Here is a 12,400-nt window from a genome sequence, read left to right on the forward strand (position 1 = left end):
CTTTATAATTTTAAGAATATGGAAACAAAAGCAACAATAGACTGGGAACATACACTAATAAATAAAATTGAAAACAACAATGGGAAGCATGGTTTCCCTTCCGTTGAAGATTTCGGAATAACAATAGAAGATGTAAAGGATTACGCTTACGACAAGCAACGCATATTTGACCGAGAGGAAGAAAGAAAGAAAAAACTTGTTGTTCCTGGAATAATATTAGTCATGCCGCCGATTGTTTTATCCGCATTCAGAAATGACACATTGACTCTGCTATTTGGTGTTGTCATAGGCTTACTGCTCGTTTTCATATACAATGCCATTATGAAAGCCATAGATAACATGGACATAAGAAAAATGCGCCGTGACGAAATTGAGGAATACATCACGGCTGTAATGGACTATAAAGAAGACTTAGCTTAAAAACAAAACTTAAGAATTTGCCTCCACTGGATTGACACTTGATAAATAAGCCATCAATCAATTGGTATACATGTCTTTTAATAGCACTTCACGTTGTGTGTCAAGATAATCTTGGCGCGCACGTATTACATTCCGCCAATTTTCCGAGTCAAGTTTGTGCATGTCCAGCTCGATCGCCCATTTTCCTTTTGATTCCAAGCGGTCTAGAAGTGTCCCTACACTAAGCCGTGTTGTCGACTCCGCAGGTTGAAATCTGCTTTCATCACCTTTTTCGTCACATGATATTTCTGTTATAATATTCACACAAATCAATTCATACAGTAAGTCATTGACTATTCTTACCGGGATACCCGTTTTTAACTTTAACTCTAAAGCAGTATAAGGCTTGCCTCCTTCTTCAAAACGTTTGCAAATAAGACTTGCAAGCATTACACTCAACATCATGCGGTATCTATGACTTATATCTTCAGTTTTAGCCCGAAACGCAAAATCTTCAAGATTCTGGTTTGTATAACATAACTCCGCACCAAACAAGCAAATTGTCCAGGAAATTTGTACCCAAAGCATAAATAACGGCAGTGCGGCAAAAGAACCGTATATTGCATTATAACTGCTGACCCATATTTGCGAATGTATATATACAAACTGTAATCCTTGCATTGCAACACCGGCAAGAATGCCTGGCACAACCACACAGCCAAGCTTTACCTTTGTATTAGGCATAAACAGATAAAGGGCTATAAATACGGCTGACATAAAGATGTATGGCATCAGGTCAATTAAGAAGCGCATTAAAGGCGCCAGCAATTCATAACCTTCAATATTATCCAATAACGTAGCAACAAATATTGATATTCCGGAAGTTACGACTATAATTATCGGTACGAGAAGGAACATCGCCATATAGTCTGTTATGGTCCTGAAAACACTGCGTGGCTTTTTTACTTGCCATATATAATTGAATGTTTGTTCTATGTTATTAATCAGCATTATTACTGTACACAACATAAATATAAGACCTATGCCCAGAAACACCCCACTCTTTGTATGCACCAAATATGAGTTGACAAAACCGATTATTACGTCCGCAACCTGTGGTTGACTGGCTAACGCATCACGAAACCATGATTCAATATATTTGTTGTAACCGAATCCTCTTGCAATGGCAAAAACCACTGCCATTATCGGAACTATTGCCAACAATGTAGAGTAAGTCAACGCCGAGGCCGAAGCTACCATCCGTTTTGTCGTAGCCCTTTCTATTGCAAGCAGTACTTTTTTTATAATGCTATATGTAAAATACAACCAAGGGGATACGTCATCATGTCTGACATGCCATATACCAACTTTAAGGAAATCTATTATATGCTGTATGCGTTTTTTCATGTATGTAAGTATTAGCCTGCATTATTAAGTTATGTAAGAAAATAAATACAGTGCCCCTGTAAGCCGGGTTCTGTTCCTCATAACATTCATCATGATATAAGGCGTCTGTCATTTATCTAATCCGCGGATCACTCCACGGCTTAAGCGTTCCACCCTCCACCGTTATGAATATCATATCGGGCGGACAACCCTCGGACGGTGGTTTACGCGAACTTGCAGCCCCCAGATGGCACGGCATGCCAATCACTTGACACCCGGTGGTCTCTTACACCACCTTCTCACCCTTACCTGTACACAAGCACAGGCGGTTATTTTCTTCTGCCGTCTCCTGTCGTCACCGACAGCTTCTACTTTCAGAAGTGAGGCGTCCTGCGCTGCCCGGACTTTCCTCCCGCACGATAGTGTGCCGGCGACAGACCGGAGCACTGTATTCGTTAATGCAAAGATAATACATATTTTTGACATTGCGAAAAATCCCCATAAATTCCTTCTATGGAAATTACGGGGATTAATCTGTGATTCCGTAGGGATTCGAACCCTAGACCCACGCCTTAGAAGGGCGTTGCTCTAATCCAACTGAGCTACGGAACCTCCAAATCGGGTGCAAATTTACTTAAAAATATCTTTTTCACAAAATTTTCCGAATAAAAAATAGGCTTCGTACCGTTCTATTATAACGATTCGAAGCCTAAATCATATTCTAAGCCATAAGTTTCAGTAATTGTACAATGCTTATTTTATTTACGAGTTCATTGTAGCAAGAAACTCCTCGTTGCTTCTTGTATGGCTTATTCGGTCATGTATTGTATTCATTGCTTCTATCGGGTTCATGTCAGCAATAAACTTACGCAGCACCCACATGCGGTCAAGCGTCAGTTTGTCTTGCAGTAAATCATCACGACGCGTACTTGAAGCCACAAGGTTGACAGCCGGGAATATCCTCTTGTTGCTAAGATTACGGTCAAGCTGCAACTCCATGTTTCCTGTTCCCTTGAATTCTTCGAATATCACTTCATCCATCTTGCTGCCAGTATCTATAAGTGCCGTTGCCACGATGGTAAGCGAACCTCCACCCTCTATGTTTCTTGCCGCACCGAAGAAACGTTTTGGCTTTTGCAATGCGTTAGCATCCACACCACCGGTTAAGACCTTGCCACTTGCTGGAGCTACAGTGTTATACGCCCTGGCAAGACGTGTTATAGAATCGAGGAATATCACAACATCATGTCCACATTCAACCATGCGTTTTGCCTTTTCAAGCACGATTCCGGCTATTTTAACATGGCGTTCAGCCGGTTCATCAAATGTTGAAGCTATAACCTCGGCATTTACTGTGCGTGCCATATCTGTCACTTCCTCTGGACGCTCGTCTATCAGGAGCATCATCAGGTATGCCTCAGGATGATTGGCGGCAATCGCATTTGCAATATCTTTCATAAGGATCGTCTTACCTGTTTTTGGCTGTGCGACAATTAATGCACGCTGGCCTTTACCTATTGGCGAGAACAGATCTACAATCCTTGTGCTGAGATTTGTCGTAGCCGGGTCGCCACACAATGTGAACTTCTCGTCAGGGAATAACGGGGTCAGATGGTCAAACGGTATACGGTCACGCACTTCCGCCGGATCACGTCCGTTAATCTTGTCAATACTTGTAAGCGGGAAATACTTTTCTCCGTCATGAGGCGGACGGACATGACACTCAAGCACATCACCTGTCTTAAGTCCGTAGCGCTTGATTTGCGCTATCGAGACGTAAATGTCGTCGGGTGATGAAAGATAATTATAATCACTTGAACGCAAGAATCCATAACCGTCGGGCATTATTTCGAGTACCCCGTTTGCGGTGATGATATCCTCAAAATCAAACGATGTTACCATTTCCTGCTCTGGATGTGGTGCATAGGCAACAGTATTCATGTCAACTGGCAAAGTAGGATTATCGAACATGTCAAAGTTCGGAACCGCGGTCTGATCTTCAATCGGCAGATCAACTACAGTTATAAAATCCGTTCCGTCGCCGGGATCGCCCTCCCAAACACCCGAAACCATTGCCTCGCGCTTTTCGTCCGCCATTTCGTTGTGTGCGTTGACCTTAGCCTGTAATTGGGCTATCAGGTCTGACTGATCCGCTCCTTCTGTAGCATCGTCATTATTTGTATATCCTTCTTCCGGCACAATTGGTTCTTCCTCATTATTTATCTCCGAACTATCGTCCCGCATGAACGGCGGCACCATGGCTTCAACATTTTCCTCTACATGCGTATCAGTAGTTTCCTCCAAGCCACCAATTTGTTCTGGTTCTGGCGTATCTACAACAACCGGCGTTACGTTTTCAGGTACTTCAGCGTCAATTTCCTGTTCCGGCAGTTCTTCAACCTGTGGTTCAGGTTCAGCTTTAGCTTTTGACCTTGAACGTGTAGCTTTGGGTTTTGCCGGAGCCACTATAGGAGTATCGTTAAATAGCGACGGAACTTCTGCCTGCACTTTGTTTTTCTTAAGGTCGAAATTCTCTCCCTCTTTTCCGTTTACAGTATAAACCCTATCTGTATCTTTCTTGACTATTCGCACTCTACGGCGTTTTGTTCCGAGGGGATTCTTGTTACCCTCAACTTCCGCTTGCTTGTCAAGAATTGAATAAATAATATCTTCCTGGCTGTCGCCTGACTTGATTTTAGCCCCTGTCTGTTCGGCTATTTCTTCAAGTTCGGCGATATTTTTAGATAATAAGTCGTCTTTGCTGTACATAAGTAAGATATGTGTGAAAAATTTAATGATTGAACACGTTTCGCGAGCGGAAACGCATGGTTGTATCTTTAATTGATATGCAAAAGTAATAATAAATATTGAAGAAAACGAACAAAATGGTATAACATCTTCCTATTTTAACTAATTTTCAACTTTCATTGTTCTATTTCTGACAGTTCAAGCCATCTCATTTCCTTTTCGTCGAGTTCTTCTTTCAGACCAGGTAGACGCTTGCTCTTTTCCGTAAGCTCATCTACAGATAAAGTCCCGCTGCACAGTTGTTCTTCAAGCAATTTTCGTTCAGCCTCAAGCTGGGCTATCTCCTGTTCGAGTTTTGCGTATTCCTGTCTTTCCTTGTACGTCATACGACGCTTGTCTGAATGACGTTTTTCTCTTACAGTGGCCGCCTTCTGCGCCGTATTATTATCCTTTTCCTCATCCTTGCTTTTAAGTGAGCGCCATTCACGGTATTGGGTATAGTTCCCGGGAAAATCCTGAACCTCACCGTTACCCTTGAACACAAGCAGGTGGTCTACCACCTTGTCCATGAAATAGCGGTCGTGGCTTACTATTATTACGCAGCCTGGAAAATCCGCCAGGTATTCCTCGAATATCTGTAAAGTCTGTATGTCCAGGTCGTTGGTCGGCTCGTCAAGTACGAGAAAGTTGGGATTTCTCATCAACACGGTGCAAAGGTACAGCTTACGTTTCTCTCCACCGCTCAGTTTGTACACGTAATTGTGCTGTTGTTCCGGCGTGAACAGGAAATATTGCAGGAATTGCGATGCCGACAGGTGCTTGCCACCTCCCATGTCGATATACTCGGCAATGTCGGTTATGACATCTATAACTTTTTTCTGTTCGTCAAACTTCAATCCCTCTTGCGAGAAGTAACCGAACTTAACTGTTGAACCTATGTCGAATCGTCCGCCGTCAGGTTTCTCCAGTCCGAGCAGCATTTTTATAAATGTCGACTTGCCCGTACCGTTGTTACCAACAATACCCATCTTCTCGTAACGGGCAAAGTTATAATAAAAGTCCTTCAATATTACCTTGTCGTGACCGAACTGCTTGGATATATACTGGCACTCGAAAATCTTGCTACCAATATACACGTTTCTCGACTTCAGCCTGACCTGCCGTTCCTCTATGCGCCGTCTGGCAATCTTTTCCAGTTCGTAGAAGGCATCCTCCCTATACCTTGCCTTATGCCCACGTGCCTGCGGCATACGGCGCATCCAGTCAAGTTCCTTACGGTACAGGTTATTGGCGCGTGCCGTTTCGGCGCGCAGGTTGTCAATACGTTCCTGCCGTTTTTCCAGATAGTAGCTGTAGTTGCCGCGGTAGGTGTATATTGTCTTGTTGTCAAGTTCAAGGATTACCGAACATACGCGGTCAAGGAAGAATCTGTCGTGCGTGACCATAAGCAGTGTCTTGTTGCCGCGCGAAAGGAATCCTTCGAGCCATTCTATCATTTCCAGGTCAAGATGGTTGGTCGGCTCGTCCAACACCAGCATGTCAGGTTCTGTTATCAGAACGTTGGCCAATGCCACGCGTCGCTGCTGTCCGCCGCTGAGCGTTCCCATTGTCTGTCCAAGGTCGCCGAGCTTCAGTTGCGTCAGAATCTGCTTGGCTTTAAGTATTTTTTCATCGTCACCGGCATGGTTGAAGCAGGCGTCGAGCACAGTGTCTTCCGGATTGAATTTCGGTGTCTGCTCAAGATACCCAACGCGCAGGTCACGGCGGAAAATTATATCTCCCGAGTCATACCCCTCCGCACCGGTTATGATTGACAGCAATGTCGATTTGCCCGTGCCGTTTTGCGCCACAAGACCAATTTTCTGCCCTTCGGCCACGCTGAATGATATATCCTCAAACAACACATGCGCGCCGAATGATTTTGTTAGGTGCTGTACGTCAAGATATGGAATTTGTCCAGCCATCAGCCTATTTGCCGCCCTCCTTCAGCGTCTTGTTTATCGAGTCGATATAGTCAAGCACTTCGTCACGTCCTGTTTTCTTGTCGCTGCTCGTAATGAAGTACGGTGGCAACTCTTCCCACGTGTCGGCCAGTGAAGCCATATATCCCTCTACCGCGGGACTAACCTTGGTTACGGCCAGTTTGTCGGCCTTGGTGAATACTATAGAGAAAGGCACGTTGCTCTGCCCCAGCCAGTCGATAAACTCGCGGTCTATGGCTTGGAATCCGTGGCGTATGTCAATCAGCACGAACACGTTTACAAGCTGCTCGCGTTGTAGGATGTACGACGTAATCATCTGCTCCAGTTTCTTCTGCACCACCTTTGAGCGCTTGGCGTATCCGTATCCGGGCAGGTCAACGAGGTACCACTCGTTGTTTATTATAAAGTGGTTAATGAGCAGCGTCTTTCCGGGCGTAGCTGATGTTTTGGCCAGGTTCTTGTGGTTGCACAACATGTTTATAAGGCTCGATTTTCCCACGTTGCTTCTTCCTATGAAAGCATACTCTGGTTTCACGTCCTTGGGGCACATTGTCCATGTAGGGCTGCTTATTACAAACTCGGATTTGTTGATGTCCATTTAGCGTAGTTTTCCTGTAAATAAAAATATGTATGCGTATGGCGCATAAACGTATTACCGGCATGGTTACGGCCATGCCCTCTGCCGTGCGCCACAATTTCCGCATGCAAAGATAGTGCAAGTCGAGTGAAATGCAAAATAAAAGAAAGCGAAACGAACTTTTATTTTCATTTCCGAGACGAAGCCTATCATATCCAGAGATAGTGCAAGTCGAGTGAAATGCAAAATAAAAGAAAGCGAAACGAACTTTTATTTTCATTTCCGAGACAAAGCAAGCAAGTATGCTCGCAATAAAAATACAGGTAAACTAACAAAAGCGACATCATCATGTTGTTTAATCATTATTTACCCACTATGCGAGCGCTAAAACCCGGTATTTGTACAAAAAGTGGTCTTTTACAATTCAAAAGGTCACCTTTTATATTGTAAAACACGGCATTTTATAGCGTAAAACATGGTCTTTTATAGAATCGTTCATAACTTCATGATTTTCGTTGAACCAGCTTATCGCTGTACATTTTTCATTGAATAAAAGGATGTTTGGCAAAATAAAAACATGAAGAATCTTGGTTTTTATGTCTTATTGAAGTAACTTTGCCACGAAAAAACATAAAGACATGAACCAACAATACCCCTCACAGCTGTTCGGCAAAGCCGTATCCGAGCTGACCGGTCTGCCTGGCGTCGGACAAAAGACGGCCTTACGGCTTGCGCTGTTCCTGCTGCGTCAGGACAAGGAGAAGGTTGAACGTTTTACTAACGCCATAAATACAATGCGGCATGACATTAAGTATTGCCGCGTATGCCACAACATCTGCGATACCGATATATGCCCGATTTGCGCAAATCCACATCGTGACGCAACAACTGTATGCGTGGTGGAAAACGTACAGGACGTAATGGCCGTAGAGAATACACAACAGTTTAACGGATTGTACCACGTGCTCGGAGGCGTAATATCGCCAATGGACGGCATCGGGCCGAACGACATCGAGATTGACTCGCTCGTAAAACGTGTAGAAGACGGTGGAATAAATGAGGTAATACTTGCTTTGAGCTCTACAATGGAAGGCGACACGACCAACTTCTACATATACAGAAAACTCGCTAAATACGATATACGTCTTAGCGTCATTGCACGCGGCATATCCGTTGGAGACGAACTTGAATATACTGACGAAGTGACCCTCGGACGCTCGATTATCAACCGCATGCCGTTTGAAGGGAAATAACCACTCATTTTATTATTCTTTTATTCTCAATCATAAAGTATAAACGATGAAGCAAACAAAATACATATTGACAGCGGAAATGTTAGGAAGCGTATTGATATCGCTTATTATAATAGTATTATATGAAAGCGGGGCATTACTGCCTGGCAGCTTCTCTGACAATGCCAATGCTGAATTCCTGGCCGTTACTTTCATGGAAATAATTACAATATGCATGATACCATTGTCACTCAAGTTGTTCAAGTTCAAGAAAATAAGCCTCTCACTGAAAAACGATACAAACAGAGGATTGACGAAATGGGGCACGATACGCATGGCTATGCTTTGTGTACCCATGATGGTAAACACACTTTGTTACTACCTCTTTGGATTTAACGTAGCTTTCGGTTATATGGGCATTATAGGGCTTATATGCCTTGCGTTCATCTTTCCAAGTACATCAAGATGCGTTAACGAAACCCAAACGGAAGAATGAAACTGTCTATAATAATCGTCAGCTATAATGTCAAGTTTTACTTAATGCAATGCCTTGACAGTATTAAACGTGCGATAGACGGTATCGACGCGGAAATATTCGTGGTTGATAATCATTCAAAAGATGATACGGTCGAGTATTTAACGGCTACGGACCATGACGTTAAACTTATAGCCAGCCACCACAATAACGGCTTTGCAAAAGCCAACAACATGGCGATAAGACAGACTTCAGGTGAATACGTCTTACTAATCAACCCAGACACATTTGTCGGAGAAAATACGATCAAAGAATGTCTGGACTTTATGGACTCACATCCCAATGCCGGAGGATTGGGACTACAAATGCTGAATTGCGACGGAAGCCGGGCCTTGGAGAGCAGGCGAGGCAAACCGACCCCCATGACATCATTCTACAAAATGAGTGGCCTATGCGCAAAATTCCCCACACACAAGAGATTTGGCAAGTATTATATGTGCGGAATGTCATGGAATACTCCTGGAAAAATAGAAATCATAAGCGGAGCTTTCATGATGATGAGGAAGACCGCCCTTGATAAAGTTGGGCTTCTTGATGAAGACTTCTTCATGTATGGCGAGGATATAGACCTTTCATACAGACTAATGACTGAAGGATACGATAACTGGTACATCCCTGCAAAAATCCTCCACTATAAAGGGGAAAGCACACAAAAATCATCATTCCGTTATGTACATGTATTTTACGAAGCCATGCTCATCTTCTTACGCAAGCATTATAGCCACACTGGCTTTTGGTTGTACATACCGATTAAAACGGCCATATATGTAAAAGCATCATTTGCGTTAGTGAAGATACTGACGGACAATGTAAACAAAATGCTCGGTTTCACTACAAGAAAAAACAGAAGAAACGTCAAATACGTCTTCATAGGTAAAGTCAATTCACTTGAGGCATGCCGTCAAATAGCAAACAGGAATGGGTTAATAGCCGAATATATTGAAAGCGACGAATATTCAAACAAATTAGGACATACAACGTTACACATAAACGCAGACAACGATAACAAGGTATATGCCGTTTACGACATTACGGCATACAAATACGAAACAATCTTGGAAATATTTTCCTTAAAACCTAATAAAGACATACTTATTGGCACATATTTACCGCAACACAATATGATAATAACGGATAAAGAAATAATAAGCTGATGACCGAACACCTGCCATTTGTTAGATTAAGAGCTATTGAACCGGAAGACCTCGACATTCTGTATGGTATTGAAAACGACACTCGTCTATGGAATGTGAGCGTAACAAGCGTGCCATATTCACGCTATACGCTTTATGACTACATAGCCAATTCAAAAAACGACATATATGCCGATAGGCAAGTAAGAATGATGATTGAAAACAAATGTGGTGAAGTAGTTGGAATTGTCGACCTTATAAATTTTGATCCCAAACATCTTAGAGCTGAGGTTGGAATTGTTATAGAACAAAAGTTTCGTAATAAAGGTTTTGCCCAAGCGACCATCAACCAAATCAAAGACTATTCTCTTAATATACTACATCTACACCAATTATATGCCTATGTAAACAAAGACAACAAACAATCATTAAATTTGTTTGAACGATGTGGTTTTATATCTACAACGGAGCTTCAAGACTGGCTATTTGATGGTAAAAATTACCATAACGCTCTATTATTTCAACTTTTTTTATAAAAAGTACGTTTAATATTTGGTCGTTACGAAAAATATTCATACCTTTGCATCCGCAATTAAGACAGATACCTAAGGTGCGTTAGTTCAGCCTGGTTAGAATGCCTGCCTGTCACGCAGGAGGTCACGGGTTCGAGTCCCGTACGCACCGCAATAAACATTGAAAATCAATGTTTTACAAAATAAACACCCGATTTTACACCCATGAATGTAAAGTCGGGTGTTTGTCATTAAAGGAAATTTTTTATTTTTGCCCCGCCATTGTCAAAAATGATAGCGGATGCATAGTTGAAAAGTAATTCTAACAAGTACACATATGGATAATAAAGATTTGTTAAATGCCGGAGCAGGATATGTTGCTGGTAGTTCTATAACAAGAGGTGTGGCAGATAGCCTCCGCAAACAACGTGAAGAAATGGAGAAAAGACTGGCGCACATAACCTCTGAAGAAGTTTTATCCGCTGAGGTGGCAAAATTTCTATTAAAAGAAGATAGAAAGGGGGCTTATGAATATCTTAACGACCATTTTAATGAAGAAATTATTGATGCTGCGCAAAGGCAGACCGATTTTATTTATTCTCTTGAAACGATGCTAAAAAGGAAAAAAGATAAATATAATCCTTTTTATGAGAAAATTGGTACGCCCATGCCGGAGAATTTGGCTTCAATTACAGCAGATAAGTTATGCCAAATATTAGGTGTGGAAAATTTACATATAATTGATAGCACTGATGGAAAAACATCACCTTCGCTTAAATCAAATTCTGGTTGTACGACAGAAATGATTATTAGTGCTATTGTGATATTTGCAATAATTGTAATTGCAATCATTGCAACTACTAATTCATAAGTTTTAGCTATTAAACAAATAAAAGAATTGAATGATTCCTATGAGGAGCCACAAGTCCATTCTTCGCAAATCATTCTCCCAATACATCAGTCCACCAAATAAACCGTTTTTTGCAAGGACTTATTTGATGGGCTGATTCTTTATGTGTTTTTATTGTGCGTATAAGAAATTATATGTAAGAGCTTGGGTTAGTCTATCAATATACGCTTTTTCTTCTTGAGTCAGCACTTCTTTTGCCGCTTTGAATTGTGGAGCTATATTTTCTACTCGTTTGTTTAACTCTCTTTTTGATATTTCCTTTTTAAAATTTAATTCAAGTGGTTCTATTGCTTTGAAACTTAATTCAACAGCGTTTTGGAGATTATTTGACAATGTATCACCTTTCGATGTCGTATTTATATCAGCTACAAAAAACTTAAAGTCCGGATAGCTATGCATTAAATCATCTGAGAATGAACTATAATAACGTGAGTTCGGTATAAGAAAACGATTGAAAAAGTTGTGGGAATGAGATATTTTTAGTACCTTTATAGTTGACAATCAATAAGTTACATAAAAACATCCATTCCCATGACTGATGCAAATATAATAGAAATTTTCTGTATTCTCGATGAGTTCTGCAAATATTTTGCTCCTGAACTGAAAAAACACACGCTGGACATCTCCGGCAAACGTCGCCGCAACCGCCCATGCCTCATGTCTGACAGCGAGGTGATGACCATCCTCGTACTGTTCCATATCTTGCGCCAGCGCGACCTCAAGTCGTTCTATCTCGGTTATGTATGCAACCACATGCGCAAGGAGTTTCCACACCGCCTGTCGTACAACCGCTTCGTAGAACGCCAGGCTAAGGTAGGACTCCGGCTTTTGCTGTTCCTGCAGACATGTGCGTTGGGTTAATGTACTGGAATATCCATAATCGACTCCACACCGTTGAAGTCATGCAATATAAAGCGTGCGCACAGCCACAGGACAATGAAGGGATGGGCCGCCAAGGGCAAGTGTACGATGGGATGGTTCTACGG

Annotated in this window: 11 protein-coding genes, 2 tRNA genes, 1 other RNA gene and 1 pseudogene; 8 read left to right on the forward strand and 7 right to left on the reverse strand. The window is 42.1% G+C overall.

Features of this window, described 5'->3' with window-relative positions; all coding sequences use genetic code 11:
• The first annotated feature begins 18 nt into the window (after nt 1-18).
• Nucleotides 19-420, forward strand: a complete 402-nt coding sequence (locus H6A34_RS05465) for a hypothetical protein (RefSeq protein WP_021947325.1) — start codon at nt 19-21, stop codon at nt 418-420.
• A 57-nt stretch (nt 421-477) separates the two neighbouring features.
• Here the strand turns inward: H6A34_RS05465 and H6A34_RS05470 are convergent, their stop codons facing one another.
• The 6 genes from H6A34_RS05470 to yihA form a co-directional block, all read right to left on the reverse strand.
• Entirely contained in the window at nt 478-1,806 is a 1,329-nt protein-coding gene (locus tag H6A34_RS05470; protein ID WP_205103993.1) for a YihY/virulence factor BrkB family protein, read from the reverse strand.
• A gap of 43 nt (nt 1,807-1,849) precedes the next feature.
• An RNA gene (rnpB, locus tag H6A34_RS05475) (RNase P RNA component class A) lies at nt 1,850-2,235 on the reverse strand.
• A gap of 87 nt (nt 2,236-2,322) precedes the next feature.
• Nucleotides 2,323-2,397: transfer RNA gene (locus H6A34_RS05480), tRNA-Arg, on the reverse strand.
• Nucleotides 2,398-2,547: 150 nt separating this feature from the next.
• On the reverse strand, nt 2,548-4,554 hold the full coding sequence (gene rho, locus H6A34_RS05485) for a transcription termination factor Rho (protein ID WP_205103994.1): 2,007 nt from the start codon (nt 4,552-4,554) through the stop codon (nt 2,548-2,550).
• A gap of 155 nt (nt 4,555-4,709) precedes the next feature.
• On the reverse strand, nt 4,710-6,497 hold the full coding sequence (gene abc-f / locus H6A34_RS05490; protein ID WP_205103996.1) for a ribosomal protection-like ABC-F family protein: 1,788 nt from the start codon (nt 6,495-6,497) through the stop codon (nt 4,710-4,712).
• Between the two features lie 4 nt (nt 6,498-6,501).
• Entirely contained in the window at nt 6,502-7,113 is a 612-nt protein-coding gene (yihA, locus tag H6A34_RS05495) for a ribosome biogenesis GTP-binding protein YihA/YsxC (protein WP_205103998.1), read from the reverse strand.
• Between the two features lie 617 nt (nt 7,114-7,730).
• On the opposite strand from yihA, the gene recR reads away from it, so the two are divergent.
• From recR to H6A34_RS05525, 6 genes are all read left to right on the forward strand, one after another.
• Nucleotides 7,731-8,345 carry a recombination mediator RecR gene (recR, locus tag H6A34_RS05500; RefSeq protein WP_205103999.1) on the forward strand — a complete coding sequence of 205 codons (615 nt, stop codon included), beginning with the start codon at nt 7,731-7,733 and terminating at the stop codon, nt 8,343-8,345.
• A 46-nt stretch (nt 8,346-8,391) separates the two neighbouring features.
• The gene (locus H6A34_RS05505) at nt 8,392-8,820 is read left to right on the forward strand and encodes a hypothetical protein (protein ID WP_205104000.1); all 429 of its coding nucleotides are present in this window, start codon (nt 8,392-8,394) and stop codon (nt 8,818-8,820) included.
• Nucleotides 8,817-10,013, forward strand: coding sequence for a glycosyltransferase family 2 protein (locus H6A34_RS05510; protein WP_205104001.1), 1,197 nt, complete (start codon nt 8,817-8,819; stop codon nt 10,011-10,013). The genes H6A34_RS05505 and H6A34_RS05510 overlap by 4 nt, the downstream gene beginning before the upstream one ends.
• Nucleotides 10,013-10,528 (forward strand): GNAT family N-acetyltransferase, encoded by a 516-nt coding sequence (locus H6A34_RS05515; RefSeq protein ID WP_021947333.1) that lies wholly within the window; start codon nt 10,013-10,015, stop codon nt 10,526-10,528. The genes H6A34_RS05510 and H6A34_RS05515 overlap by 1 nt, the downstream gene beginning before the upstream one ends.
• A gap of 73 nt (nt 10,529-10,601) precedes the next feature.
• Nucleotides 10,602-10,676, forward strand: a tRNA-Asp gene (locus tag H6A34_RS05520).
• Nucleotides 10,677-10,841: 165 nt separating this feature from the next.
• The gene (locus tag H6A34_RS05525) at nt 10,842-11,375 is read left to right on the forward strand and encodes a hypothetical protein (RefSeq protein WP_205104002.1); all 534 of its coding nucleotides are present in this window, start codon (nt 10,842-10,844) and stop codon (nt 11,373-11,375) included.
• A 150-nt stretch (nt 11,376-11,525) separates the two neighbouring features.
• On the opposite strand, the gene H6A34_RS05530 is transcribed toward H6A34_RS05525, so the two are convergent.
• Entirely contained in the window at nt 11,526-11,813 is a 288-nt protein-coding gene (locus H6A34_RS05530; protein ID WP_205104003.1) for a hypothetical protein, read from the reverse strand.
• 132 nt (nt 11,814-11,945) lie between these two features.
• Between H6A34_RS05530 and H6A34_RS05535 the strand changes: the two are divergent.
• Nucleotides 11,946-12,400: pseudogene (locus H6A34_RS05535) on the forward strand (transposase); the annotation flags it as partial.

Origin of the sequence: Marseilla massiliensis, assembly GCF_016899855.1 — a bacterium.
Lineage (GTDB): Bacteria > Bacteroidota > Bacteroidia > Bacteroidales > Bacteroidaceae > Prevotella.